23 protein-coding genes are annotated in these 26,721 nt (G+C 71.4%); 12 read left to right on the top strand and 11 right to left on the bottom strand.

Annotated elements, in window-relative coordinates; genetic code table 11:
- Window positions 1–44: 44 nt before the first annotated feature.
- From OHS58_RS04385 to OHS58_RS04350, 8 genes are all read left to right on the top strand, one after another.
- Window positions 45–1,352, top strand: coding sequence for an amino acid deaminase (locus OHS58_RS04385; RefSeq protein WP_328647224.1), 1,308 nt, complete (start codon window positions 45–47; stop codon window positions 1,350–1,352).
- Entirely contained in the window at window positions 1,352–2,947 is a 1,596-nt protein-coding gene (locus OHS58_RS04380) for an N-acyl-D-amino-acid deacylase family protein (protein WP_328647223.1), read from the top strand. The genes OHS58_RS04385 and OHS58_RS04380 overlap by 1 nt, the downstream gene beginning before the upstream one ends.
- Window positions 2,944–4,332, top strand: a complete 1,389-nt coding sequence (locus OHS58_RS04375) for a GntP family permease (protein ID WP_247054053.1) — start codon at window positions 2,944–2,946, stop codon at window positions 4,330–4,332. The genes OHS58_RS04380 and OHS58_RS04375 overlap by 4 nt, the downstream gene beginning before the upstream one ends.
- Window positions 4,333–4,410: 78 nt before the next feature.
- Window positions 4,411–5,538, top strand: a complete 1,128-nt coding sequence (locus tag OHS58_RS04370) for a lactonase family protein (protein WP_328647222.1) — start codon at window positions 4,411–4,413, stop codon at window positions 5,536–5,538.
- A gap of 71 nt (window positions 5,539–5,609) precedes the next feature.
- Window positions 5,610–6,893 carry an extracellular solute-binding protein gene (locus OHS58_RS04365; RefSeq protein ID WP_328647221.1) on the top strand — a complete coding sequence of 428 codons (1,284 nt, stop codon included), beginning with the start codon at window positions 5,610–5,612 and terminating at the stop codon, window positions 6,891–6,893.
- Window positions 6,893–7,843 carry a carbohydrate ABC transporter permease gene (locus OHS58_RS04360; protein ID WP_328647220.1) on the top strand — a complete coding sequence of 317 codons (951 nt, stop codon included), beginning with the start codon at window positions 6,893–6,895 and terminating at the stop codon, window positions 7,841–7,843. Before OHS58_RS04365 ends, OHS58_RS04360 begins: the two co-directional genes overlap by 1 nt.
- Window positions 7,834–8,709 carry a carbohydrate ABC transporter permease gene (locus OHS58_RS04355; protein ID WP_328647219.1) on the top strand — a complete coding sequence of 292 codons (876 nt, stop codon included), beginning with the start codon at window positions 7,834–7,836 and terminating at the stop codon, window positions 8,707–8,709. The genes OHS58_RS04360 and OHS58_RS04355 overlap by 10 nt, the downstream gene beginning before the upstream one ends.
- Window position 8,710: 1 nt before the next feature.
- Complete coding sequence (locus tag OHS58_RS04350) at window positions 8,711–10,081, top strand: beta-N-acetylhexosaminidase (protein ID WP_328647218.1); 1,371 nt, start codon at window positions 8,711–8,713, stop codon at window positions 10,079–10,081.
- Window positions 10,082–10,090: 9 nt separating this feature from the next.
- Here the strand turns inward: OHS58_RS04350 and OHS58_RS04345 are convergent, their stop codons facing one another.
- From OHS58_RS04345 to OHS58_RS04335, 3 genes are all read right to left on the bottom strand, one after another.
- Window positions 10,091–10,822, bottom strand: a complete 732-nt coding sequence (locus OHS58_RS04345) for an alpha/beta hydrolase (protein ID WP_328647217.1) — start codon at window positions 10,820–10,822, stop codon at window positions 10,091–10,093.
- Window positions 10,823–11,006: 184 nt separating this feature from the next.
- Window positions 11,007–12,764 carry a M64 family metallopeptidase gene (locus OHS58_RS04340; protein ID WP_328647216.1) on the bottom strand — a complete coding sequence of 586 codons (1,758 nt, stop codon included), beginning with the start codon at window positions 12,762–12,764 and terminating at the stop codon, window positions 11,007–11,009.
- A gap of 88 nt (window positions 12,765–12,852) precedes the next feature.
- Window positions 12,853–14,172 (bottom strand): amidohydrolase family protein, encoded by a 1,320-nt coding sequence (locus tag OHS58_RS04335; RefSeq protein WP_328647215.1) that lies wholly within the window; start codon window positions 14,170–14,172, stop codon window positions 12,853–12,855.
- Window positions 14,173–14,251: 79 nt separating this feature from the next.
- Here OHS58_RS04335 and OHS58_RS04330 point away from each other — a divergent pair, with 79 nt between their 5' ends.
- A complete protein-coding gene (locus tag OHS58_RS04330) occupies window positions 14,252–14,707 on the top strand; it encodes a MarR family winged helix-turn-helix transcriptional regulator (protein ID WP_326951190.1) in 456 nt (151 codons plus the stop codon).
- Window positions 14,708–14,728: 21 nt separating this feature from the next.
- Here the strand turns inward: OHS58_RS04330 and OHS58_RS04325 are convergent, their stop codons facing one another.
- Complete coding sequence (locus OHS58_RS04325) at window positions 14,729–15,397, bottom strand: response regulator (protein ID WP_247054077.1); 669 nt, start codon at window positions 15,395–15,397, stop codon at window positions 14,729–14,731.
- The gene (locus tag OHS58_RS04320; protein WP_328647214.1) at window positions 15,394–17,031 is read right to left on the bottom strand and encodes a sensor histidine kinase; all 1,638 of its coding nucleotides are present in this window, start codon (window positions 17,029–17,031) and stop codon (window positions 15,394–15,396) included. Before OHS58_RS04320 ends, OHS58_RS04325 begins: the two co-directional genes overlap by 4 nt.
- A 91-nt stretch (window positions 17,032–17,122) precedes the next feature.
- Here OHS58_RS04320 and OHS58_RS04315 point away from each other — a divergent pair, with 91 nt between their 5' ends.
- Window positions 17,123–18,490, top strand: coding sequence for a cation:dicarboxylate symporter family transporter (locus OHS58_RS04315; RefSeq protein WP_328647213.1), 1,368 nt, complete (start codon window positions 17,123–17,125; stop codon window positions 18,488–18,490).
- Window positions 18,491–18,627: 137 nt separating this feature from the next.
- Here OHS58_RS04315 and OHS58_RS04310 read toward each other — a convergent pair whose 3' ends face one another.
- Complete coding sequence (locus OHS58_RS04310; protein ID WP_326952041.1) at window positions 18,628–19,029, bottom strand: winged helix-turn-helix transcriptional regulator; 402 nt, start codon at window positions 19,027–19,029, stop codon at window positions 18,628–18,630.
- A 105-nt stretch (window positions 19,030–19,134) separates the two neighbouring features.
- Between OHS58_RS04310 and OHS58_RS04305 the strand changes: the two genes are divergently transcribed.
- On the top strand, window positions 19,135–20,553 hold the full coding sequence (locus OHS58_RS04305) for a DHA2 family efflux MFS transporter permease subunit (RefSeq protein ID WP_328647212.1): 1,419 nt from the start codon (window positions 19,135–19,137) through the stop codon (window positions 20,551–20,553).
- 57 nt (window positions 20,554–20,610) lie between these two features.
- Here OHS58_RS04305 and OHS58_RS04300 read toward each other — a convergent pair whose 3' ends face one another.
- The 4 genes from OHS58_RS04300 to OHS58_RS04285 form a co-directional block, all read right to left on the bottom strand.
- Entirely contained in the window at window positions 20,611–21,054 is a 444-nt protein-coding gene (locus tag OHS58_RS04300; RefSeq protein WP_326952040.1) for an SRPBCC family protein, read from the bottom strand.
- Window positions 21,055–21,058: 4 nt separating this feature from the next.
- A complete protein-coding gene (locus OHS58_RS04295; protein ID WP_247054088.1) occupies window positions 21,059–21,781 on the bottom strand; it encodes an anti-sigma factor family protein in 723 nt (240 codons plus the stop codon).
- On the bottom strand, window positions 21,778–22,332 hold the full coding sequence (locus OHS58_RS04290) for a sigma-70 family RNA polymerase sigma factor (RefSeq protein WP_247064425.1): 555 nt from the start codon (window positions 22,330–22,332) through the stop codon (window positions 21,778–21,780). The genes OHS58_RS04295 and OHS58_RS04290 overlap by 4 nt, the downstream gene beginning before the upstream one ends.
- A gap of 144 nt (window positions 22,333–22,476) precedes the next feature.
- Entirely contained in the window at window positions 22,477–22,980 is a 504-nt protein-coding gene (locus OHS58_RS04285) for a COG4315 family predicted lipoprotein (protein ID WP_328647211.1), read from the bottom strand.
- A 221-nt stretch (window positions 22,981–23,201) separates the two neighbouring features.
- On the opposite strand from OHS58_RS04285, the gene OHS58_RS04280 reads away from it, so the two are divergent.
- Window positions 23,202–23,795, top strand: a complete 594-nt coding sequence (locus tag OHS58_RS04280) for a fibronectin type III domain-containing protein (protein WP_328647210.1) — start codon at window positions 23,202–23,204, stop codon at window positions 23,793–23,795.
- 13 nt (window positions 23,796–23,808) lie between these two features.
- Here OHS58_RS04280 and uvrA read toward each other — a convergent pair whose 3' ends face one another.
- The gene (gene uvrA / locus OHS58_RS04275) at window positions 23,809–26,670 is read right to left on the bottom strand and encodes an excinuclease ABC subunit UvrA (RefSeq protein WP_326951199.1); all 2,862 of its coding nucleotides are present in this window, start codon (window positions 26,668–26,670) and stop codon (window positions 23,809–23,811) included.
- Window positions 26,671–26,721 lie beyond the last annotated feature (51 nt).

Raw genomic sequence — 26,721 nt, 5'->3', positions numbered from 1 at the left:
ATGCGCAACAGTCGTTGCAACATACGCAACCGAGGTCGCCGCCGATGAACACACCCGCCCCTTGCTCGATCGACACCGCCGCGCTCGACGCCCTCCGCCAGGAGCGCGTCGACTGGCGGTTCCGCTCGGCCGCGCCCGCCCTGACCGGGCTCACGCTGGGCGAAGCCGCGGACCGGCGGCTCAACCTGTTCACCGACGGGTTCTTCGCGCCCTTCGTGGTACTCGACGACGAAGCACTCGAGCACAACCTGCGGACGATGGCCGCCTGGTGCGCCGCCCGCGGCGTCGTCCTCGCCCCGCACGGCAAGACCACGATGGCCCCGCAGCTGTTCGCCCGCCAGATCGAGCACGGCGCCTGGGGCATCACCTGCGCCAACGCCGGGCACCTGCGCATCTACCGCGCGTTCGGCGTCTCGCGGATCCTGCTGGCCAACCAGCTGCTCGACCCGAGCGGCCTGCGCTGGCTGGCCGCCGAGCTGGCCGCCGATCCCTCGTTCGAGTTCATCTGCTGGGTCGACTCGGTCCGCGGCGTCGAGCTGATGACCGAAGCCCTCGAAGGCTCGAGCCGGCCGGTGGACGTCCTGCTCGAGCTGGGCGCCGACGGCGGCCGCACCGGCGTCCGCGACACGGCGACCGCGCTGGCCGTCGCGGAAGCCGTGCACGCCAGCCCGGCGCTGCGGCTGCGCGGCACCGGCGGTTACGAGGGCGCGCTCTCGCACGACACCGACGACGCCGCGCTCGCCAAGATCAGCTCCTACGTGGACGGTCTGCGCGAGCTCGCGATCACCTTCGCGGACAAGGGACTCCTCGACGGCCAGATCATCGTCACCGCCGGCGGCAGCGCCTACTTCGACCAGGTCGCCAACGAGCTCACCAAGCCGTGGCCGGACGGTCTCGACGTGCTCCCGGTGCTGCGCAGCGGCGCCTACATCACCCACGACGACGGCTTCTACCGCGAGATCTCCCCGCTCGGCGAGCACCCGCGCATCGACGGCGTCGCGTCGTTCCGGCCCGCGCTGCACGCCTGGGCCCAGGTGACGTCGAAGCCGTCGGACACCCTGGCGTTGCTGACCATCGGCAAGCGGGACGCGTCCTTCGACGAAGGCATGCCGGAACCGCAGCTGCGCCGCACCCCGCGTGGCCCCGCGGAACCGCTCGACGGCCACGTCATCGCGAAGATGAACGACCAGCACGCCTTCCTCACGCTGCCGGCGGGGTCGCCGGTCGAGGTCGGCGACTGGATCGGGCTCGGCCTCTCGCACCCGTGCACGGTGTTCGACAAGTGGCCGCTGCTGCCGGTGACGGCGGCCGACGGCGAAACCGTCGTCGACCTCGTCCGGACGTGGTTCTGATGGACGTCGTCTTCCGCGGCGCGCTGGTCGCCGACGGCACCGGGGACGCGCTCACGCGCCACGACGTCGGCATCACCGGCGGCCGGATCGCGAGCGTCGCGGAAGCCGGCTCGCTGGCCGGGAACCGGAACATCGACGCCGACGGCCTGGTGCTCGCGCCCGGGTTCATCGACATGCATTCGCACTCCGACCTGCAGCTGCTGGCCAACCCGGACCACCCGGCCAAGATCACCCAGGGCGTCACGACCGAGGTGCTGGGCCAGGACGGGCTGTCCTACGCGCCGGTCGACGACGTCGTCCTCGCGGCGCTGCGCCAGCAGCTCGCGGGCTGGAACGACGACCCGGCGGGCTTCGACTGGAACTGGCGCTCGGTCGGCGAGTACCTCGACCGCCTGGACCAGGGCATCGCCGTCAACGCCGCGTACCTCGTGCCGCAGGGCACCGTGCGGATGCTCGCCGTCGGCTGGGACGACCGGCCGGCCACCGACGCAGAGCTGACGCGGATGAAGGAGCTCGTCGCGACCGGCCTGGCCGAGGGCGCGATGGGGATGTCGTCGGGCCTCACCTACACGCCGGGGATGTACGCGGACACCGGCGAGCTGGTCGAGCTGTGCCGCGTGGTCGGCGAGGGTGGCGGCTTCTACAGCCCGCACCACCGCAGCTACGGCAAGGGCGCGCTCGAAGCGTTCGCCGAGATGATCGACGTCTCCCGGCGGTCGGGCTGCCCGCTGCACCTGGCGCACGCGACGATGAACTTCTCGGTGAACAAGGGCAAGGCGCCCGACCTGCTGAAGCTGCTGGACGAGGCGCTCGACGACGGCTGCGACGTCACCCTCGACACCTACCCGTACCTGCCGGGCGCGACCTACCTGTCCGCGCTGCTGCCGAGCTGGGCCACCGAAGGCGGGCTCGACGCGACCCTGGCCCGGCTGTCCGATGTGGACACTCGCGAGCGGATCCGGGCCGAGATCGAGGAGTCCGGTTCGGACGGGGCGCACGGCGTCCCGATCGACTGGGACGCCATCGAGATCAACGGCGTCCGCAACGACCACAACGCCCACCTGGTGGGGCACAGTGTCGCCGGTTCGGCGCGCGCCGCGGGCAGCGAACCGGCGGCACTGTACTTCGACACGCTGCTCGACGAGCGCCTCGGCACGTCGTGCCTGATGCACGTCGGGCACGAGGAGAACGTCCAGGCGATCATGCGCCACCGGACGCACACCGGCGGCAGCGACGGCCTGCTCGTTGGCGCCCGCCCGCACCCGCGGGCCTGGGGCACGTTCCCCCGTTACCTGGCCCGGTACGTCCGTGAACTGGGCGTGCTGGACCTCGCCGAGTGCGTCGCCCACCTCACCGGGCGGGCCGCGCGGCGGCTGCGGCTGACCGACCGCGGGCTCGTCCGCGCCGGTTACGCCGCGGACCTGGTGCTGTTCGACCCGGACGCGGTCACCGACACCGCGACCTTCGACGACCCGCGGCAGGCCGCCGCGGGCATCACGCACGTGTTCGTCAACGGCGTCGCCGCCCTCGACGACGGCCGTCCCACCGGCGCCCTCGCCGGCCGATCCCTGCGCAATCCCGGGAGAACCCGATGATCCACTGGCTGCAACACACCACGGGCGGGCTCCTCACCCTCGCCGCCGTCTCGATCGCCCTGCTGTTGCTGCTGATCATCAAGGTCAAGGTCGAGCCGTTCATCGCCCTGATCGTGGTCAGCCTGCTCACCGCGCTGGCCGCCGGCCTGCCCGTCGGCACCCTGGTCGGCACCGCGCAGAAGACGTCGGACTCCTTGCTGGAGAAGGGGTTCGGCAGCATCCTCGGGCACATCACCGCGATCATCGGGCTCGGCACCCTGCTCGGGTCGATCCTGGAGAAGTCCGGCGGCGCCCGCGTGCTGACGTCGTCGCTGCTGCGGGCGTTCGGCGAGAAGCGCGCGCCGCTGGCGATGGGCGTCTCGGGCCTGATCTTCGGCATCCCGGTGTTCTTCGACATCGGCATCTTCGTGCTCGCGCCGCTGGTCTACGCCGCCGCCAAGCAGGGTGGCCGCTCGCTGGTGCTCTACGCCCTGCCGCTGCTGGCCGGCCTGTCGATCACGCACGCGTTCCTGCCGCCGCACCCCGGGCCGGTCGCGGCCGCCGGGCTGCTGCACGTCGACCTCGGCTGGATCATCCTGATGGGGGCCATCTGCGGCATCCCGGCGTGGTTCGTCGGCGGCATCCTGTACTCGACGTGGATCGGCAAGAAGATCGACATCAAGATCCCCGAGGAGTTCGCGGACCTGGGCGGCGCCGACGACGAGCACGAGAACCCGCCGTCGCTCGGCCTGGTCGGCGGCATCATCGCGGTGCCGCTGGTGCTGATCCTGGCGGGCACGTTCGGCAGCATCTGGCTGCCCAAGGGCTCGACGCTGGCCGGGGTCGCCGCGTTCATCGGGACGCCCGCCGTCGCGCTGACCATCGCGGTGCTCCTGGCGTCGTGGCTGCTCGGGCACCGGCGCGGGATCAACGGCAAGCAGCTCGGTGAGCTGTCCGCCGCGGCACTGCGGCCGGTCGCGATGATCCTGCTGGTCGTCGGCGCGGGCGCGTTCTTCGGCGCGGTGCTCTCGGCCACCGGCATCGGCACCGCCGTCGCCAAGTCGCTGGGGGACGCCGGCCTACCGGTGATCCTCGCCTCGTACGTGATCAGCTGCGGCATGCGGATCGCCCAGGGATCCGCGACGGTGGCCATCGTGACCACGAGTGGCATCGTCGCGCCGACCGTCGCCGAGCTGCACTACTCCCAGGCTCAGCTGGCGCTCATCGTCGTGGCCATCTCGGCCGGGTCGATCATCGCCTCGCACGTCAACGACGGCGGGTTCTGGATCGTCTCGCGCTACTTCGGGATGACCGTGCCGGAGACGCTGAAGACGTGGACCGCGCTGGAGACCGTGCTTTCGGTGTCGGGCTTCGCGGTCGCCGCACTGGCCATGCTCGTGGTCTAGACCACAGCGGAATTTCCACTACACTGGACCGATACGCCGCCACGTTCGCCGTCACCGATACCCTTGGGAGACACCACGATGGCCGAGCTTTCCCGTCGCACGTTCCTCGGCGCGGCCGGTGCCGCCGGCGCCGCCACCGTCCTGGGCGCGCAGTTCGCGTCCGCCGCCGCGCAGGTCTGCACCGCTGGAGCCACTGTGTACGTCGGCAGTTACACCAGCGGGGCCGACGGCCACGGCCTGGACGTCACGAGCCGTTCCGGCGCCGCGCTGACCCAGGTCCGCACGGTGCCGGGGATCAGCGACACGTCCTGGTTCGGCCGCAGCGCCGACGGCAAGACGCTGTACGTCACCAACGAGGGCGACCCGAACGGGTTCGTCTCGGCGCTGAACATCACCGACGTCACGAACCCGAAGCTGCTCAACAAGGTTTCGACGAAGGGCAGCGCGCCGACGCACCTGAGCGTGCATTCGAGCGGGAAGTACGTGCTGGCGGCCAACTACGGCACCGGCAGTGTCGTCGTGCTGCCGATCCTGACGGGCGGGAAGCTCGGCGCGGCCACGGATCTGGCCCAGCACCAGGGATCCGACCGCGCGCCGAACGCGCACCAGGTCGTCAACGACCCGAGCGGGCGCTGGGTGCTCTCGGTCGACCTCGGCGCGGACTCGGTGTACGTCTACTCGCTCGACGTCGCCACCGGGAAGCTTTCGCAGCACCAGCAGCTGAAGCTGCCCACCGGCGCCGGGCCGCGGCACCTGGCGTTCGACCCCACCGGGAAGTTCGCCTACATCGTGCAGGAGCTGCGGCCCGAGATCACGGTGGCGAGCTGGGACGCCGCGGCAGGCACGCTCAAGGCGCTGTCGGTCGTCCCGGCCGTGCCGGCGGGCAGCACCGGCGACCTGTACCCGGGTGAGATCGTCGTTTCGCGCGACGGGAAGTTCGTCTACGCCACGGTGCGCGGGCCCAACACCCTGGCCACGTTCGCCGTCTCCGGCGGCGGCGCGACGCTCAAGCTGGTGTCCACTGTGTCCAGTGGCGGCAACTGGCCGCGGCACGTGTCCCTCGATCCCGCCGAGGCCTGGTTCTACGTCGCGAACCAGCGCTCCGGCACCGTCACCTGGCTGCCGCGCGACCCGGCCACCGGCCTGCCCGGCGCGGTCGCCGGCAGCCTGGCCGTCGGCAGCGTCAACTCCACTTACTTCGTCTGAGCACCGGTCGTGAGTGCGTAACAGTGTTCTAACACTGTTACGCACTCACGACCTCCCACTGGAGGGACCCCATGAGACTGCGCCGCACCCTGCCCGTCGTCGTCGGCCTCGCGTTGCTGGCCGGCTGCGCCCCCACCCAGTCCGCGCCCGCGGGCGCCGGCGCGGACGACAAGACCGGCACCGTCCGCGTCTGGCTGTTCGACGAGGCCAGCCGCGCGCCGAAGGAGGCGGCGGTCAAGGACGCGATCGCCGAGTTCAAGGCCGCGCACCAGGGCGTCGAGGTGGACGTCCAGTGGGTGCCGGTCGAAGGCCGCGCCGACAAGTTCTCCGGCGCCTTCAACGACCCGGCCAACGCGCCGGACGTCGCCGAGTTCGGCAACACCGACGTCTCCAACTACGCCGCCACCGGCGCGCTCGCCGACCTGACCGGCGACCTCGCGTCGTGGAGCGAGGGCAAGGACCTCATCCCGACCGTCGTCGACACGGCGAAGTCCGGCGGCAAGACCTACGGCCTGCCCTGGTACACCGGCGTCCGCGCGTTGTACTACCGCACCGACGTCTTCACCGAGCTGGGCCTCAAGCCGCCGACGACGCTCGCCGAGCTCACCGACGACGCCCGCAGGGTCCGCGCGGCGAAGCCGGACCTCTACGGCATCTCCGTCGGCGGCAAGTACACCTACGCGATGCTGCCGTTCCTCTGGGCCAACGGCGGTGAGCTGGCGCAGGAGAGCGACGGCAAGTGGAAGTCGACGGTCACCGGTGAGCAGGCCAGGTCCGGCGTCACCCAGTACGCGGACCTGCTCAAGGACGACATCTGCCCGCCCGCGCAGTGCGCGAACCTGACCGGCACCCAGAGCGTCACGGCGTTCGCGGGCGGCAAGGCCGGGATGACCGTCGGCGGCGACTTCAACCGCAAGGCCGTCGACCAGGGCGCGGTGAAGGGCAAGTACGCCGTCGTGCCGATCCCGGGCACCACGGCGGGCAGCGTCGCCCCGGCGTTCGCCGGCGGCAACCTGCTGGGCGTGTTCAACGCGAGCAAGCACCGCGGCCTGGCCTTGGAGTTCATCGAGCTGCTCGGCGGCGCGAAGTACCAGGAGAAGATGTACACGGCGATGGGCAACCTGCCGACGCTGAGCTCGGTGCAGCAGAAGCTCGCCGCGAACGACCCGTTCCTCAAGCCGTTCGTCGACACCCTCAAGGCGGGCACGAAGTTCGTCCCGGCGACGCCGGCGTGGTCCAAGATCGACAGCCAGAACGTGCTGCCGACCGCCGTGCAGCAGATCGCCACCGGCGGCAAGGACCCGGCCGCCGCGCTGACCGACGCCGCCGCCGCGATGGACAAGGCCTTCGGGTAGTGGTCGCCCAGCAAACCCGTCCGGTTGTCGCGGCGCCCGCCAAGGCGCCGCGACGGCGGCGGCGGGACGGCCGGGCCGCGATCCTGTACCTGCTGCCCGCGGGCATCCTGCTCGCCGCGCTGCTCGCGTACCCGATCTACGAACTGGTCCTGATCTCGTTCTACGACTACGGCCAGCCGCAGGCCGCGGGCAACGCGCCGCTGGTGTTCCTCGGCTTCGCGAACTACGCCGACCTACTGTCGCAGGTGCAGTTCTGGACGGTGCTCGGCAACACGGTCGGGTTCGCCGCGGCCTGCGTGCTCGGCAGCTTGCTGGTCGGCACCGGGCTCGCCGTCCTGGCGAGCCGGGTGCGCGCGCTCCCCCGGATGCTGCTGTTCCTCGCCGCGCTCGGCGCGTGGTCGACCCCGGCGATGGCCGGCTCCTACGTCTGGCTGTTCCTCTTCGACACCGACTTCGGGCTGGTCAACGGGGTGCTCTCGGGGATCGGGCTGCCGTTCGAGCACCACTCCTGGACGTTCGGCACGATCGGCGCGTTCGGCCTGGTCGCCGCCGAGGTCGTCTGGTGCTCGTTCCCGTTCGTCATGGTGACGATGTACGCCGGGATCAAGGGCATCCCGGACGAGGTCCTGGAGGCCGCGTCGCTCGACGGCGCGTCGGCCTGGCGCTCGACGTGGGCGATCGTGCTGCCGATGGTGCGGCCGCTGCTGGTGATCGCGACCGTCCAGTCGATCATCTGGGACTTCAAGGTGTTCACCCAGATCTACGTGATGACCAACGGCGGTGGCGTGGCCGGGCGCAACCTGGTCCTCAACGTCTACGCCTACCAACAGGCCTTCGCCGGGCAGGAATACGGCCTCGGCTCGGCGATCGGAGTCGTCATGACGCTGTTGCTGCTGTCCGTCACCGGGCTCTACGTCCGCTCGCAGCGCCGGAGCGCGGCATGGCTGTGATCGCGAGCCGGCGCGTCCGGCGCGTCCGCCGTCCGGGCCGGCTGATCGCCGAGATCGTCACGGTCGTGATCGCCGGGATCGTCGCGTTCCCGCTGTACTGGATGCTGCTCTCGGCGTTCAAGCCGCCGGGCGAGATCCAGTCGGCGAACCCGAAACCGTGGACGTTCAGCCCGTCGTTCGACAGCTTCCAGCGCGTGCTCACGGTGTCCGGCTTCGGGCGGTTCTTCCTGAACAGCCTGGTGGTGGCCCTGGTCGTCGTGGTGCTGTCGCTGCTGCTGTCGTTCCTCTCGGCCGTCGCGCTGACGCGGTTCTCGTTCAAGGGCCGGACCGTGCTGCTGGTGATGATCCTGGTCGCGCAGATGGTGCCGGTGGAGGCGCTGACCATCCCGTTGTTCTTCCTGATGCGCCAGATCGGCGGCGTGGCGCCGGCGTTCGGGCTGAACGAGCTGGGGTCGCTGGTGCTGGTGCACCTGGCCTTCAGCCTGCCGTTCGCGATCTGGATGCTGCGCGGGTTCGTCGCGGCGGTGCCGGTGGAGCTGGAGGAGGCGGCCAAGCTCGACGGCGCGTCCCGGATGCGCTTCACCTGGCAGATCCTGTTCCCGCTGGTCGCGCCCGGGCTGGTCGCGGTGAGCGTGCTGGCGTTCATCCACGCGTGGAACGACTTCCTCTTCGCCAAGACGTTCATCATCTCCAAGACCGAGAACCAGACGCTGCCGCAGGCGATCCTGGTGTTCTTCAAGCCGGAGGACACCGACTGGGGCGCGGTGATGGCGTCCTCGACGCTGATGACCGTGCCGGTGCTGGTGTTCTTCGTCCTCGTCCAACGACGGCTGGTGTCCGGCATGGCCGGCGCCGTGAAGGGCTGACATGTCTTTTGCCACCTTGCTCCCCCGCCCGGTTTCGGTGACGCCCACCGCGGGTTCGTGCCCGTGGCCCGCGCCGGTCGAGGTGCGGCCGGCGGACCTGCCCGCCGAGGGCTACCGGCTGGAGATCGCGCCGGACGGCGTCGTGTTGTCCTGCGGTGACGCGGCCGGGGAGGTCTACGGGCGGCAGACGCTGCGCCAGCTCGTGGGACCTGACGCGTTCCGCGCGGCTTCGCTCGGCCGGGAACTCTCGATCCCGTGCGGCGTGGTCGAGGACCACCCGCGCTTCGGCTGGCGCGGCTGCCTGCTCGACGTCGCCCGGCACTTCCGCACCAAGGCCGAAGTGCTGCGGTTCGTCGACCTGCTGGCCGCGCACAAGCTCAACGTGCTGAACCTGCACCTGACCGACGACCAGGGCTGGCGCTTCGAAGTCCCCGGGTTCCCCCGGCTGACGTCGGTGGGCGGCTGGCGGCCGTCGTCGATGGCGGGCAGCGGGGGCGCGCAGGACGGCCGGCCGCACGGCGGTTTCTACACCGGCGACGACCTGCGGGAGATCGTGGCTTACGCCGCCGAACGGGCGATCACCGTGGTCCCGGAGATCGACATCCCCGGCCACGCCCGTGCGGCGCTGGCGGCGTACCCGGAGCTGGGCACCGAGGCGTCCTACGAGATCTGGACCGCCTGGGGCATCAGCACTTCCCTGCTCGATCCGTCCGAGTCCACTTTGGACTTCTTCCGCACGGTGTTCGACCACCTGCTGGAGATCTTCCCGTCCCCGGTGATCGCCCTGGGCGGCGACGAGACGCCGGGCGCGACCGACGAGCACCGCAAGTTCGTCCGGCTGCTGGCCGAGCACCTGGTGGCCCGCGGCCGGACGCCGATGGGCTGGGACGAGGTCCTCGACGTCGGCGGCCTGCCCCCGATGGTGATCGGCTCCTGGCAGAACGAGACCGCAGGGCAGCAGGCCGCCGCGGCCGGGCACGACGTCGTCATGTGCCCCGAGCAGCACGTGTACCTGGACCACCGCCAGTCCGCGCACCCGGACGAGCCGATCCCGGTCGGCATGGTGCACACGCTGGAGGACGTCTACGCCTACGAACCGGCGTTGAGCGGACCGCGGCTGCGGGGGGTGCAGGCCCAGGTGTGGAGCGAGCACCTCGACAGCGTCCGGCGGGTCGACTACATGGCTTTCCCACGGCTGTCGGCGTTCGCCGAGGTGGCGTGGAGCAGCGGGCCGCGCGACTACGCCGAGTTCCTGCCGCGGCTGCGGGACCACCACCTGCCGCGGCTGGACGCACTCGGCGTCGAGTACCGGCCGCTCGACGGGCCACAGCCGTGGCAGACCCGGCCGGGAGTGCCGGGCCGGCCACGCTGAACCGCCGCCTTACCTCAGGTGCCGGCCGAAGAACCGGTTCCCGTCGTCGCCCTCGAACGCCGGAATGCCGGTGTGCCCGCCCATGTTGGCGTGCAACGTCTTCTCCTTCGAACCGAAGGCGTCGAAGACGTCCAGGGCGAGCTGCCGGTCGTTGCCTTCGTCGTCCCACTGCAGCAGGACCAGCAGCGGGATGGTGACCTGACGGGCCTCGTCGAACATGCTCCGGGGCACGTAACTCCCGGCAAACAGCCCCGCGGCCACGATGCGCGGCTCGACCACCGCCAGCCGGATGGCGATCGCGAGCACCCCGCCCGAGAACCCGACCGGGCCGCCGATCCCGGGCTGCGCGAGGAGGGCGTCCAGGGTGGCCCGCCATTCCGGGACCGCCCGCTCGACCAGCGGGAGGATCAGCCGGTCGACGATGTCGCCGGTGACCGGCTCACCGGCCCCCAGCGCCCGCTGCAGGTCGGCGCGGGCCTCGTCGACGGCGGCGAACCGGGGCCGGTCACCGCTGCCGGGCAGCTCGATGGTGGCCGCGGCGTAGCCCGCCGCCACCGCGGCCCGGGCCCGGGCCGCCAGCCGGGGGTACATCCTGCGCAGGCCGCCGGGGTGGCCGAGCAGGATCAGCGGAGTCGGCGCGGCCGTGGTTTCGGGCGTCCACAGGATGCCGGGGATCTCGCCGAGGGTGAACTCGCGCTCGAGGACGCCGTCGTCGAGGCGTTGTTCTGAGGTGAAGTACATGGTCGTGCCTTTCGGGAGTGCGCTGAACGGCGCTCCTCAGGCGACCTATCGCCCGGCCGTGACCCTGGAGGGGAGCACCCATGTCGTAACTGCGGTCACGGGTACCACCTCCTCGTTCTCTGGCACGGCTGCCGGGACGGTAGCAGTGGCCGCCGTGGATCGCCAACGGGTTTACGCACGCGCGTCACGGCAGCAGCGTGACCGTGAACGACTTCGTCGGGCCGACGTTGCCTGCCGCGTCGGTCGAGCGGTACTCGATGCGGTGACGGCCGTAGCCCGGGGTGCGGGGCGCGAACGGCGACACCGTCAGCCCGCCCGGGCCGAGGTTGCCGTACGCCAGGCCGTCGATCTCCGTTCCCCGCGGGGTGAACAGGAACGGCGCGTCCGGGTCCGTCGGCCAGCCGTAGTACTTGTGCCAGCCGTCGCCGTCCACGCGGAACTCCGGCATACCGTCGGACGCCGTCAGGCGCATCGTGAACGAGCCGTGGAAGACGTGGTCCTCGCCCGCCGGCAGCTCGGCCGTCGTCGTCGGGCCGGACGCGTCCACCGCCCAGGTCAGGGTCGTGCCGCCGGTGGTCGCGGTGAGGGTGTGCGCGCCGCGGGACTCGCCGAGGGCGAAGTCGGGGCCGCTCGCGACCGGACGACCGTCGAGCTTCCAGTGCACGGACGGGATCGAGCCGGTCGGCTCACCGGTTTCGACGTAGACGACGTCGTGCCCGCCGACCGGCTGCGACGTCGGCGTCGACCCGACGACCGCGGGGCCACCGGAAGGTGCGGTGGTCACCGTCGGGTCGACGGTCCACGTGCGTGTCGCCGTCGGCCGGGCCGCCGGGTCCCGGACGAACGGCGTCGGGTCGGTCACCTTCGCCGTCAGCGTGTGCTTGCCCGGCGAAACGCGAACCTGCCGCAGGTCGAGCGCGTCGGAGCCACGCACGGGACGGCCGTCGAGGGTCCAGGTGACGTCGAGGCGGTGACCGACCGGGTGCATGGTCCGGATCCACACGACGCGGTCGGCGCCGATCGTCCCGGCCGGGGTGCCGTCGCCCAGCAGCGGCACCTTCGCGGAGATCCGCTGGGTCATCCGCTCGCGGCCGACCTGGTCGTAGGCGTAACCGAGGGTCTTCATCATCGAGTGCGCACTGGGCCGCCACACGCCGGTCTGGGTGTAGAGCCCGCCTTCGTAACGCCCGATCGTGCCGCCGGACTCGCTGGGCTCGCCGAGCCAGCGGTACCACTTCGCGTGCTGCTCACGCATCTGCTGCTCGGTCAGCGTGGTGTGGTGGATCGACGCGGGCTCGCCGCCGTCGTACGCCCCGCCCGGGACGCCGCGCGCGTAGTAGTCGTACTCGTCGTCGAGGCCGCCGAGCGAGTGGCCCAGTTCGTGCGGCGAGATGAGCGCCGACAGCGCGTTGCCGCCCGACGCCGTCGCGTAGGTGCCGCCCGCGCCGCCGTAGGTGGTGCTGTTGCCCAGCGCGAGGATCTGCCGGTTGGCCTTGGTCGTGCCGGGCACGAGGTCGGCGTAGCGCTGGGCGGCCGCGTCGTCGACGGTCAGCAGCCGCTGCACGCTCCCGGCGTCACAACCGCCCCAGAACCCCATGTTCAGCGGGGTGTTCCGCTGCGGCGCGTCCAGCCCGGGGTCACAGTCCACACCGGACTCCGGCGAGGCGATCGACACGGCGTAGACGTTGAAGTAGCTGCGGTAGGACTTGAACGGCTCGAGCGACCAGAGCGTGTTCATGTGCCGCGCGACGTCGGCCTGGAACTTCGGCTGCTCGGCCGCGGTGTAGCCGTCGCCGAGGACGACGAGGTTGAACCGCTGCGCGACCGGCCCGGTCACCTGGACGTCGGTGACGGTGCCCGCGGGTTCGCCGGCGTACGCCGGGGTGGCGACCCCCGCTGCCAGCAGCAGCACCGCAGCGACGAGACCGGCCCAGTTCCGCATGCGGCTTTCCCCTTCATCGGCAGGTTCCCGTTGTACCGCAATGCTTTCCCCACCGGAACCCCCGGAAGTCGCGCCGCGGTATAGGGCGTTATACGGGAAGCCGCGACCCGTCGAGGGGAATGCCGGCGGCCGCGGCGATCCGGGCGCGGGAGCGCAACGCGCGTTCTCGCAGCTCCTCGAGGTCGACGCCGACCAGCGCGCCGCCGCGTTTGACGATTTCCCCGGCGACGAGCACGGTGTCGACGAGCCCGGGATGTCCGGCGGACAGGATCGCGCCCGCCGGGTGGTTGACCGGGAAGAGCGTCAGGTCGTCGGCGCGCAGCAGCACGAGGTCGGCCTGCTTGCCCGGGGTGATGCTGCCGGTCCGGTCGCCGAGCCCGAGGGCGCGGGCGCCGTCGACGGTGGCGAACTCCAGCACGTCACGGCTGGTCAGCGACGGCGGCCGGCCGTGCGCGGTGTCGAGGCCGCGTTGCACGCCGAGTGCGGTGCGCATGGCCGAGAACATGTCGCCGCCGGCCGTGGGGCAGTTGTCTACGGACAGCGTCGGGCGGATGCCCGCGGCGAGCACGCGGCCGGTTTCCGGCCAGCCGAGGCCCATCTTCAGCTCGACGTCGGGGCTGATCGACACCGAGGAGCCCGCGTCGGCCAGCATCGCCAGCTCGTCGTCGTCCAGGCCGTTGCCGTGCACGATCGTCGTCCGGTCGTCGAGCAGCCCGTGCTCCCCCATCGCCGCGATCGGCCGGCGGCCCGTCGTCGCCCCGGCGCGGACGTGCGCGTGGACGCTGACCCGCAGCCCGAGGTCACGGGCCGCGGCGACGTCGGCGGCCGTGGTCTCGATGGTGGTCCGCTGCGGGCCGCGCAGGCCGGCCGCCATCGTCACGAGCCCGTCGTCGCCGGGGCACCGGTCGCGCATCCGGGCGAGCTCGGCGGCGACCGGACCGTCGGTGGCAATGCCAGCGCCGTAACAGAAAACGCTCCGCCCGGGCGACTGGCGCAGGGCGTCGAGCGCCGCGTCGCCGTGGGCCGGGGTGTCGGTGCAGTGGCACCAGTCCAGCAGCGTGGTGACGCCCGAGTGCAGCGCCTCGAGCCGGCCGAGCAGCGTGCCGACGAGCACGTCCTCGGGCCGGTAGAGCGGCCGCAGCAAGCCGTGCATCGCCGGGCCGTACCGGGCGAACGTCCAGTCGGCGGCGAGCCCGCGGAACACCGCCTGCCACGTGTGCCGGTGGGTGTCGACGAAGCCGGGCAGCACCAGCATGCCGGTCGCGTCGAGCACGTCCGCGCCCGGCGCGTCGACCCGCTCGGCGACGGCGCTGATCCGGCCGTCCTCGACGAGCACGTCCCCGCGCGGCAGGTCGCCGATCGCCGGGTCGACGCTGATGATCGTGCCGCCGCGCACCAGAGTTCCCATGATTCCCCTTTGCTCAGTTGACACATCAACTGTAGGTCGCCTCCAGTTGACACGTCAACTCTCGGGTACGCTTCGCGTCATGACGGAGACTCCGGAGCTGACCCCCGACGAGTGGGAGTTCTGGCACTCCTGGACGCAGGCTCAGCGCCTGCTCACCCGGGAGCTCGACCGCGGCCTGCAACGCGACTCCGGCATTTCGAAGGCCGAGTTCAGCGTGCTGCTGACCCTGCAACGCGCACCCGGGCACGAACTGCGCGTCAGCGAGCTCTGCGCGTCCCTCGACTGGGAGAAGAGCCGCGTCTCGCACCAGCTGACCCGGATGGAGAACCGCGGTTTCGTGGCACGCACGGAGTCCGGGACCGGCGGCCGCCGCACGCGGGTCGGGCTGACCGCCGAAGGCGACCGCGCCGCACGGGACGCCGTCGCCGGGCACGCCGGCAACATCCGCCGCTACTTCCTCGACACGCTCACCCCCGGCCAGGCCGCGGCCATCCGGGCCTGGAGCGAGCAGCTGACCGGCCGCCTGGAGCCGTGACGCGCCGGTGCCGTGACGCCGTCACGCGCGGGTCAGGCGGTACCAGACCTCGGGCCGGCCGACCTGGCCGTAGTGCGGCTCGCGGTGGGCCATTCCGTTGTCCGCCAAGTACTCCAGGTACCGGCGGGCCGTGACGCGGGACGCGCCGATCGCCGCCGCCGCCGCGCCCGCCGACAGGCCGTCCGCCGCCCCGCCCAGCGCGTCGGTGATCGCTTCCAGCGTCTGGACGCTCATGCCCTTCGGCAGCGGCGGTTGCTCGGTCGTGCGCAGCGTGCCCAGGGCGCGGTCGATCTCGGCCTGGCCGGACACCTCGCCGGACGCGTCGCGGAATTCGGCGTAGCGCTCCAGTTTTTCGCGCAGGGTGGCGAAGGTGAACGGCTTGAGGAGGTACTGCACGACACCGACCGACACCGCGGCCTTCACCAGCGCGAGGTCGCGCGCCGACGTCACGGCGATGACGTCGATCGGCAGCCCGGCCGCGCGCAGCGAGCGGCAGACCGCCAGGCCGTGGGTGTCCGGCAGGTAGAAGTCCAGCAGCACCAGGTCGACCGGCTCGCGTTCGCAGAACCGCAGCGCGTCGCCACCGGAGTGGACCACGCCCGCCACGGAGAACCCCGCGAGCCGCTCGACGTACACGCGGTGCGCCTCGGCGGCCACCGGTTCGTCCTCCACCACCAGCACCCGGATCACCGGCCGGCCTCCTGCCGCGGCAGGCGCACGGTGAACACCGCGCCGCCGTCCCGCCCGACGTCGACCGTACCGCCGTAGCGGCGCACCGCCTGCCCGACGAGCGCGAGCCCGAGGCCGTGTCCTTCCCCGGCCTTCGTCGACCAGCCGCGGCGGAAGACGTCGGCGTCGTCGGGGACGCCCGGACCGGTGTCGGCGACGCGCAGCAGCAGCTCGTCCGCGTCGGACCGGGCGGTGACGACGACCGCCGGCCGGCCGCCGCCATGCACCGCGGCGTCGATGCCGTTGTCGATCAGGTTGCCGAGGATGGTGACGAGGTCGCGCGCGGCGACGCCGTGGGTCGCGTCGTCGATCATCGTGTCCGGCGTGATCGTCAGCTCCACTCCGCGTTCGCTCGCCTCGGCCGCCTTCCCCAGCAGCAGCGCGGCGAGCACCGGTTCGGCGACGGCGCCGACGACGCGGTCGGTCAGTTCCTGGGCGAGCGCGAGCTCGGCCGTCGCGAACTCGACGGCCTGCTCGGGTTTGCCGATCTCCACCAGGGAAACCACGGTGTGCAGCCGGTTCGCGGCCTCGTGCGCCTGCGACCGCAGCGCTTCCGCGAGCCCGCGCGCGGTGGTCAGCTCCCCGGTCAGCGACTGCAGTTCGGTGTGGTCGCGCAGGACCACGACGGTGCCCTGCGCCCGGCCGCCCGCGCGGACGGCGGTCGTGCTGACCAGCAGCACGCGCGCGTCGGTCAGGTGCAGCTCCTCGGCGCGGGTCTCGGCCGAGCCGAACGCCGTCACCAGCTCGGCGGGCAGGCCCAGCGCGCCCAGCTCCCGGCCGACCGGGTCCGCGTCGAGTCCGAGCAGGACACGCGCGCCGTCGTTGCAGAGCCCGACCTTCCCGTCGCGGCCGACCAGCAGCACCCCTTCACGGACCGAGTGCAGCACGGCTTCGTGGTACTCGAACAGGTTGCTCAGCTCGTCCGGCGCGATCCCGCGCGTCTGACGGCGGAGCCGGGCGCTGATCAGCCAGCCGCCGAACGCGCCCACCAGCAGCACCGAACCCGCGACGCCGAACAGCGGCCAGAGCCGTTCGCGCAGCTCGGCCGAGATCGCCGCGACGGTGATCCCGACGGCGACCAGCGCGATCACCCGCTGGCCCGCGCCGAACACCGGGACGACCGTGCGGATCGACGGGCCGAGGGAGCCGGTGTAGGTCTCGGTGAGCGGCTGCCCGCGCTGCGCCAGCGCGATGTTCCCGATGTAGTGCTGCCCGATCAGGGCCGGATTCGGGTGGGTGAAGCGGATCCCGGCCGGGCTCATGATCGTGATGAAGTCGACGCCGGTGTCGGCCTGCACGCGCACCGCGAACGGCTGCAGCGTGGCGCTCGGGTCCGGCGCGCCCACCGCGGCGATGACGGACGGCGCGTCGGCCACCGTCGCGGCGACGGCGCGCACCTGGTCCTTGGCGTTCTGGTCGGTCGCCCGCCACGCGTCGAGGTAGGCGAACGTGATCCCGGCGCCGGCGAGCACGCAGAGCACCACCAGCTGCAGCACGAGCAGCTGGCGCGCCAGGCTCCAGCGGGACGACGTCGGGGACACCTCCTCATACCAGCACACCGGGGCCCGGGTGTCCGAACGGGACGGTGCGATCATCGCGCGAACTCAATGAACACAAGTGAGCCGGGTCACCTCCGTGCGCCTACAGTGTGCCGCAACCTGGAACACCCCTGAGCTGGAGGCAACGGTGCCGACCCCACCGACAACCGAGGAGACCCCGCGCAAGCGGGACAAGACCCACTACCTGTACCTGGCCGTGATCGTCGCGGTGGCCCTCGGGATCCTGGTGGGTTTCCTCTTCCCCGGCTTCGCCAAGGGCCTCAAGCCCCTCGGTGACGGCTTCGTCAACCTGATCAAGATGATGATCACGCCGATCATCTTCTGCACCATCGTCATCGGCGTCGGCTCGGTCGCGAAGGCGGCCAAGGTCGGCAAAGTCGGTCTGATGGCGCTGTTCTACTTCATCATCATGTCGACCTTCGCCCTGGCGATCGGCCTGGTCGTCGGCAACATCCTGCACCCGGGCACCGGCCTGCACCTCAACCCGGCCGACGTGAAGAGCGTCCAGAAGTCCGCCACCGGCGCCGAAGGCCCGGTCGACTTCCTGCTCGGCATCATCCCGAAGACCTTCGTCTCCGCCTTCACCGACGGCGAAGTCCTGCAGGCCCTGCTGGTCGCGCTGTTCGTCGGGTTCGCGCTGCAGAAGCTGGGCCCCAAGGGCGCCCCGATCCTGCGCGGCATCGAGCACATCCAGCGGCTGGTCTTCCGCGTCCTGTCCATGATCATGTGGGCCGCCCCGATCGGCGCGTTCGGCGCCATCGCCGCGGTGGTCGGCGCGACCGGCTGGGCCGCCTTGAAGAGCCTCGCCGTGATCATGATCGGCTTCTACGCCACCTGCCTGATCTTCGTGTTCGTGATCCTCGGGATCGTGCTGTGGCTCGGCGCCCGGGTGTTCATCTGGAACCTGCTGCGCTACCTCGGCCGCGAGTTCCTGCTGATCCTCTCGACGTCGTCCTCGGAGTCGGCGCTGCCGCGGCTGATCGCGAAGATGGAGCACGTCGGCGTCAGCAAGTCGGTCGTCGGCATCACGGTCCCGACGGGCTACTCGTTCAACCTGGACGGCACGGCGATCTACCTGACCATGGCGACGCTGTTCATCGCCGCCGCGCAGGACGAGCCGCTCTCGATCGGTTCGCAGATCGGCCTGCTGGCGTTCATGATCATCGCGTCGAAGGGCGCTGCGGGCGTCAGTGGCTCGGGCATCGCGACGCTGGCGTCCGGGCTGCAGTCGCACCGGCCGGAACTGGTCAACGGCGTCGGCTTCATCCTCGGCATCGACCGGTTCATGTCGGAGGCCCGCGCGCTGACGAACTTCGCCGGCAACGCCGTCGCGACCGTCCTCATCGGAAACTGGACGAAGGAGTTCGACCGGGAGAAGGCCGAGCGGGTCTTCGCCGGGCAGGAACCCTTCGACGAGGCGACCATGCTCGACGACCACAGCCACGCGGCCGGCACCGACGACCTGGACGACGCGGCCGAGCAACCCGCGAAGTAACCCCACCACGTTCGTGCTCACGCCCCCGCTGAGCACGAGCCACGCGGGCCGCGGTGCGAGTTCCCCGACTTCGCACCGCGGCCCGTTTCCACGTCTTCAGGGCGGCACTTTCACGTGAAAGTGCCGCCTCCGGCGTCTCAGCAGGCGGCGTGGCCGTCGTAGACGACGCGGGCGGCGGCGATCGACTCACGGTGCCGCTCCGCCCAGCCGAGCAGGCCGCTCAGGGACTGGTACAGCTCCTTCGCCATCGGCGTGGCCTCGTACTCCACGCGCGGCGGGACCGTCGGGTAGACCGTGCGCACCAGCAGGCCGTCACGCTCCAGGTTGCGCAGGGTCAGCGTCAGCATCCGGCGGCTGATGCCCTCGACCGCGCGCTCCAGCTCGGTGAACCGCACCGGGCCGCGCATGGCCTCCAGCAGGATGCCGATCGGCCACTTCCCGCTGACCCGGTTGATGACCTCGAGCAGCGTGCAGGCCTCGAGTTTCGCCGGGTCCACCTCCGCTGCCTGGACAGGTACACCGATGTTCCCCTGGGACATGGAAGTGCCTCCTTCACGGCGTCCCCATGGTCACACATGATGGGCACTGTTACAAGAAGTGCCCTGGAGACGACCAGGGGAAACGCTCGACTGGAGGGGCCTGCCATGGCCGAGAACCGTCCCACCCGATCCCGCGGCCTCGCCTTGGCGGTGCTGTGCGCCGCGTCGCTGATGGTCGTGCTCGACAGCAGCATCGTCGCGGTGGCGCTGCCCGCGATCCAGACCGACCTCGGCTTCACCGCCGCCGGGCTCGCCTGGGTCGTCACCGCTTACCTGGTCGCCTTCGGCGGCCTGCTCCTGCTCTCCGGCCGGCTCGGCGACCTGCTCGGCCGCCGCCGGGTCTTCCTCGGTGGCCTGGGCCTGTTCACGGCGGCGTCGCTGGCCGCCGGCCTCGCCGGGAATCCGACCGTCCTGGTCGCGTCGCGGTTCGTGCAGGGCGTCGGCGGCGCGCTGGCGTCGGCCGTGGTGCTCGGGATGATCGTCACGATGTACCCGGAGCCGCGGGCCCGGGCGAAGGCGATCGGCGTCTACAGCTTCACACAGGCCGCGGGCGCGTCGATCGGGCTCATCGCGGGCGGCGCGCTGACCCAGGCACTGACCTGGCACTGGACGTTCTACGTCAACCTGCCGATCGGCGCCGTCGCGCTGGTGCTGGCCGTCCGGGTGGTCGAAGCGGACCGCGGCAGCGGCCTGCGGGCGGGCCTGGACGCGCTCGGCGCCGTCCTGGTCACCGCCGCCGTGATGCTCGGCGTCTACGGGATCACGGGCTACAACCGGATCGCCCTGGGCGCCGCCGTCGTCCTGCTCGCCGGATTCGTGGTGCGGCAGGCGAAGGCGCGCACGCCGCTGCTGCCGTTGCGGCTGTTCCGCAGCCGCGCGGTCACCGGCGCCAACCTGGTGATGGTCCTGATGGTCGCCGGGATGCTCGGTTTCCAGTTCGTCACCGCGCTGTACCTGCAGCAGGTGCTCGGCCTCGACGCGCTGCGCACCGGCGTCGCGTTCCTGCCGGTGCCGGTCGTGATCGCCATCGCGTCGCTCGGCTTCGCGGGCAAGCTCGCGGAGCGGTTCGGGCCGCGCACGGTGCTGTTGTCCGGCCTGGGCCTGGTGATCGCCGGCCTGCTGCTGCTCACCCGGGTTTCGGTGCGGGGCGACTACTTCACCGACGTCCTGCCGCCGTTGCTGGTGATGGGTCTCGGCGCCGGCGTGGCGATCCCCGCGTTGATGGGCCTGGCGATGTCGGGTGCCGCGCCTGCGGACTCCGGAGTGGCGTCCGGGCTGATCAACACCACGCAGCAAGTGGGGGCGGCGATCGGCACCGCGGTGCTGGCCACGGTGGCCGCGTCTCGCACGGCGAGCCTGGGCTCGGTGGACCACCGCGAGGCGCTGGCGTCGGGCTTCCGGCTGGCCTACGGCACGAGCGCGGGGTTCCTGATCGCGGCGATCGCGCTCGGGGCGGCGGTGCTGGCCCGCCGTCCACACCGGAGCGCCACCGAGCCGGAGGTGTGCGTCGCCGGTTCCGCGTGATCGGGGCGCGTTATCGGGGCGACGACCCGGGTTCTCCCGGCCGGGTCGCCGCCCCGCTCACGCGAGGTAGGTGCTCAAACCCCGGTGACCCCGGCGCATCATCAGCGCGTGGTTCACGCGGAAGAGTGGCCGGGCCACCGTGTCGAACCGCCGCAGCAACGCCTTGCGCGCGTGGACGTCCTGGGTGATCTCCAGCAGCGTCCCCGCGCCCGTCGCGCGGACGGTGCCGGCCAGCACCCCTTCGAGGTCTCCGCTGAGCCTGACCCGCATCAGGCCCGCCCGCTCGTCCTGGTGGTCGCGGTGCATCCGGACGACCAGCCGGAACGGGAGCCGCGAACGGCAGACCAGTTCGGCGGTGTCGTCGTCCACCCGGCGCACCGTGCGGACGTCCGACCACCACCGCGGGTAGCCGGCGAGGTCGGTGACCGCGCCGAACACCCGCTCGGGCGCGGTACCGGGCAGCAGCCAGGAGCTGCTGAACCGGTAGCGCGCGCCCGTCACGACCTCACACCTGGGCCGAGACCAGCTTCCGGCCGTCCACCGTGACGATGTCGACCGACTTCACGTCGTCGGGCGCGACCAGCGCGGACCCGTCGAGCGAGAAGCCCTGGCTCTCCCATTTCTCGGACACTTTCCAGCTGCCGGCGGTGACCGCTTGGCCTTCCTTGGTCACGACCTGCAGCAGGCACTGTTCCCCGGCCTTGACGCCCTTGACGGCGACGTTGACCTTGACCCAGCCCGCGAAGGGCGCCACCGACGCGGCCAGCTGCACGCCGGTCGTCGGATCCCGCCCTTCGACGCTCTTCGTCCCCGCCGGGGTGTCCGGGGGGAACGCCGGCGCCGCGATGCTCGAGTCGGACGTCTGCCGCCCGACCAGGATCCCGCCGCCGAGTGCGGCCACGACCAGCACCGCCGCCGCGACCAGGGCCAGGCCCCGCCGGGACGCCGGCCGCGACGCGGTCCGCGCCGGCGCCGCCGTCTCCTCTTCGCGCACCCGCCGGAGGGTCTTCTGCAGCAGCAGCTCCCCGCCTTCGGGCGGCCCGTCGAGGAACGCCTCGGGCGGCACCTCGTCGAGCGACTCGCGCAACGCCACGAGCTCGTTCAGGTCGAACCTGCACTGGGCGCAGGTTTGCAGGTGCCGTCGTTCGAAGTCGGCCGCCTCCGCCGGGTCGAGCGCCCCGAGGGCGTACGCGCCGAGCTGTGTATGACTTTCGTCCACCGCGTTCACCGCGCCACCTCCGTTCCGCTTCCCGAGATCATCGAGGCTCTGAGAGCCCTGAGTGCGTAGTACGACCTTGATTTCACGGTACCCGGTGCGACGCCCAGTGTTCTCGCCGCTTCGGCCACCGTCCGTCCCCGGTAGTAGATCTCCACCAGGACCTCTCGATGTTCGTTGGACAACCCGTCCATCGCACCGAGCACCGTCATCGAGTCGACCACGCCCTGGGCGTGATCGCGCTCGACGGACGGCGTGGGCACGCCTTCGGCCGGTTCGGCCACTTCCTGTGGCCGTGCCGCCCGGGCTCGCGCCCGGTCGGTGACCAGGTTGCGCGCGACGGTCAGCAACCAGCCGCGCACCGAGCCCTTCCCGTCGTTCTGCAGGTCGTCTGCGTGTTTCCACGCCCGTACCAGCGTCTCCTGGACCACGTCCTCGGCTGCCGCACGATCACCGGTCAGCCTCGTCGCGTAGGCCAGCAGGCTCCGCCCGTGTTCGGCGTAAAGCTGCCGAATCAGGTCTTCGCCTTTGGCCTTCTTCGGCCGCCTGCCTCCGATCGCCACCCTCGTCCTCCCGACGGTGTTCTGAGTCGGCGAGGACAGTACTGCAACCCGCAGCGCCACCGGCGGTGCGTGGGTCGAGCGCAGCGCGACCATGGTGTTCATCGGCTGCCCGTCCTTCCTCGTTCTGCCCGGAAACCGTCGGTATCAGTAGCCGGAGCCGCCGGCCACGGCCGGGGCGGTGATCTTGCTGCCGTCCGGGGCGACGGCGAACCAGGTGCCGTTGACGCCCTGGCCGTTCGCCTGCTCCGGTGCCTTGTCGCCCGAGAACTCGTACAGCGGCCAGCCGTTCAGCGTGAGCTGCTTGCTGCCGTCCTTGCGGGCCAGCGTGCCCACCTGGGTGTCCTGGATGCCCTTGAGCATCGGCGCGGCCTCCCCGGCGAGCACCGGCGGCCAGGTGGCCGCGCACTCACCGTCGCAGGTGGACGTCGGCGGCTGCGACATGTCCTTGTCGAACCGGTACAGCGTCTTGTCGGAGGCGTCCGTGACGACCGCCCCGATTCCCGGTACCGTCGCGGCGGCCAGCATCACGTGGCCGGGCTGGCCGTGTTCCGGACCCTGGGCCCCCGACGCCATGTCGCCACAGGCCGACAACGGTGCGACGACGGCGAAAGCGGCAGCGCAGACGACGGCCGTCCGGATGCGGTTCATCACGTTCTCTCCTCGGTGAGGGCGGCACCGCCGTGCGGCGGACCTCGACACCTCAGACACGGACGCCCGCGGGAAACGGTTCAGCGGGAGTTCGCGCGGTTCGGTGCCGGTTCGCGGGTGGATTGGTGGGTACCGGTGACCGGCACGGTCTTGTCGCCGTGCGGGCGGGTTCCTAAGCTGATCACCGTTCCGCCGCCGCCCCCGTCGTCCCGGGAGCCGCCGTGTCCGCGAAACCCCTCGTCCTGGTGGCGCTGCTGGCCGCGGGCTGCGCCGCGACGCCGTCCCCGGCCCCGCCACCGTCGTTCACCGCGACGCTGACGTCCCCCACCGACGTGGTGCTGTCGTGGCCCGACGACGACGCCGCCGGGCACCGCGTGGAGTACGCGAACGCCCCGGCCGGGCCGTGGACGACGCTGCAGTTCCTGCCGCCGCACGCGACGAGCTACCACCACCCGGACCTGATCCCGGAGACGCCGTTCTACTACCGGGAGCAGCCGTTCACGGGCCCGGTGTCGGCCGAGACGACCGCGGGCGCGCCGGCGGCCACGGACGCGACGGCGCTGCACGCGGTGGCGGACGGCGACGCGGTGACGTTCACCTGGGCCGACCGCTCGGCCGACGAGGCCGGGTTCCTGCTCGAGATCCGCCGCCCGGGCGAGCCGGGCTTCTCGCCGATCGAGGTGACGGACCGGGACACGACGACGTGCGCCCTGTCCACCCTCCCGGGTGAACAGGGCTCGGCCTACCGGCTCCGGGCGCTGCACTACGGGCCGCTCTCGCCGGTGGTCCACGAGACCACCGGCAAGGAGCGGTGACGCGCTACTCGGCCTACTCGGCCGTGAGGACGTGGCGCAGGAACTCGCCGGTGTAGCTGGTCTCGACCCCGGCCACGTGCTCAGGCGTGCCCTCGGCGATCACCGTGCCACCGCCGTTGCCGCCCTCCGGGCCCATGTCGATGATCCAGTCGGACGTCTTGATCACGTCGAGGTTGTGCTCGATCACGATCACCGAGTTGCCCTTGTCGACCAAGCCGTTAATCACGCCGATGAGCTTGTTGATGTCCTCGAAGTGCAGACCGGTGGTCGGCTCGTCGAGGATGTAGACCGTCTTGCCGGTGGAGCGCTTCTGCAGCTCGCTCGCCAGCTTCACGCGCTGCGCCTCACCACCGGACAGCGTCGGCGCCGGCTGGCCGAGCCGGACGTATCCGAGGCCGACGTCGACCAGGGTCTGCAGGTGCCGGTGGATCGCCTTGATCGGCTCGAAGAACTCCGCCGCCTCTTCGATCGGCATGTCGAGCACGTCCGAGACGGTCTTGCCCTTGTAGTGCACCTCGAGGGTCTCGCGGTTGTACCGCGCGCCCTTGCAGACCTCGCACGGGACGTAGACGTCCGGCAGGAAGTTCATCTCGATCTTGATCGTGCCGTCGCCGGCGCACGCCTCGCAGCGGCCGCCCTTGACGTTGAACGAGAACCGGCCCTGCTGGTAGCCGCGCACCTTCGCCTCGGTGGTCGCCGAGAACAGCTTGCGGACGTGGTCCCAGACGCCGGTGTAGGTGGCCGGGTTGGACCGCGGGGTCCGCCCGATCGGCGACTGGTCGACGCGCACCAGCTTGTCGACCTGGGCCAGGCCGTTGATCCGGGTGTGGCGGCCCGGCACCTGGCGGGCGCCGTTGAGCTTGTTCGCCAGCACCGTCGCCAGGATGTCGTTCACCAGCGTCGACTTGCCCGAGCCGGAGACGCCGGTGACCGAGACGAGGCAGCCGAGCGGGAACGAGACGTCCAGCCCGCGCAGGTTGTGCTCGCGCGCGCCGATGACGGTCAGCTGCCGCTTCTTGTCGATCGGCCGCCGGATCGCCGGGACCTCGATCCTGCGGCGCCCGGACAGGTACTGCCCGGTGAGCGACTCCTTGCTCTTCAGCAGCTTCTTGTACGGTCCACTGTGGACGATGTGGCCGCCGTGCTCGCCGGCGCCCGGGCCGATGTCGACCACCCAGTCGCTGGAGCGGATGGTGTCCTCGTCGTGCTCGACGACGATCAGCGTGTTGCCCAGGTTGCGCAGCCGGGTCAGCGTCTCGATCAGCCGGTGGTTGTCGCGCTGGTGCAGGCCGATCGACGGCTCGTCCAGCACGTACAGCACGCCGACCAGGCCGGAGCCGATCTGCGTGGCGAGCCGGATGCGCTGCGCCTCGCCGCCCGACAGCGTGCCCGACGCGCGGTCGAGCGAGAGGTACGTCAGGCCGACGTCGAGCAGGAACCGCAGGCGGGCCTGGATCTCCTTGAGCACGGCCCCGGCGATCATCGACTCGCGCTGGCCGAGCTCCAGCTCGTCGAGGAACTGCGACGCCTCGGCGATGGAGAGCCCGCAGACCTCGGCGATCGACATGTCACCGCGGGTCTTGTGCTGCAGCGTGACGGCGAGGATCTCCGGCTTGAGCCGGGTGCCCTGGCAGGTCGGGCACGGCACCTCGCGCATGTAGCCCTCGTACCGCTCGCGCATGTACTCGGACTCGGTCTGCTCCTGGCGCCGCTCGAGGAACGGGATGACGCCCTCGAAGCTGGCGTAGTACGACCGCTGGCGGCCGTAGCGGTTCTTGTAGCGGACGTGCACCTGCTCGTCGACGCCGTGCAGCACCGCCTTCTGGGCGCGCGCGGGCAGCTTGCGCCACGCCGTGTCCATCCGGAACCCGATGGTCTCCGACAGCGACTCGAGCAGCCGGACGAAGTAGTCCGCGCTCTGCCCGCCCGCCCACGGCGCGATCGCGCCCTCGGCCAGCGACAGCTCGTCGTCCGGCACCACCAGCTCCGGGTCGACCTCCTTGCGGATGCCGATGCCGGTGCACACCGGGCACGCGCCGTAGGGCGAGTTGAAGGAGAACGAGCGGGGCTCGAGGTCCTCGATGGCCAGCGGGTGGCCGTTCGGGCAGGCCAGGTTCTCGGAGAAGCCGCGGATGCGGTGCGGGTCGTTCTCCGGCAGGTCGACGAACTCGAGCTCGATCAGCCCGTCGGCCAGCCGCAGCGCCGTCTCGACCGAGTCGGTGAGCCGCTGGCGCGAGCTCGACTTCACGCTCAGCCGGTCGATCACCACGCCGATCTGGTGCTTCTCCTGCTTCTTCAGCTTCGGTGGGTCGGTGAGCGGGTGCACCGTGCCGTCGACGACCACGCGCGCGTAGCCCTGCTGCTGCAGGTTCTCGAACAGGTCGACGTACTCGCCCTTGCGGCCGCGCACGACCGGCGCGAGCACCTGGAAGCGGACGCCCTCGTCCATCTCCAGCACCTGGTCGACGATCTGCTGCGGGGTCTGCTTGCTGATCGGCTCGCCGCACTTGGGGCAGTGGGCCTTGCCGGCGCGGGCGTAGAGCAGCCGGAGGTAGTCGTAGACCTCGGTGATCGTGCCCACGGTCGAGCGCGGGTTGCGCGAGGTGGACTTCTGGTCGATCGACACCGCGGGCGAGAGGCCCTCGATGAAGTCGACGTCCGGCTTGTCCATCTGCCCCAGGAACTGGCGGGCGTACGCGGACAGCGACTCGACGTACCGGCGCTGCCCCTCGGCGAAGATGGTGTCGAAGGCGAGGCTCGACTTACCGGAGCCGGACAGACCCGTGAACACGATCAGGCTGTCGCGGGGCAGGTCGAGATCCACGCCGCGGAGGTTGTGCTCGCGGGCGCCGCGAACAACGAGGCGATCAGCCACGCCAGGGTCCCTTCAGTGTCATTCTCAGCTGGTTGCCGGCTCGGTCGGAGA

This window comes from Amycolatopsis sp. NBC_00348, assembly GCF_036114655.1.
GTDB lineage: Bacteria > Actinomycetota > Actinomycetes > Mycobacteriales > Pseudonocardiaceae > Amycolatopsis.
Note: the sequence above shows the minus strand (reverse complement) of the source record. Positions and strands in the feature narration are given on the sequence as shown.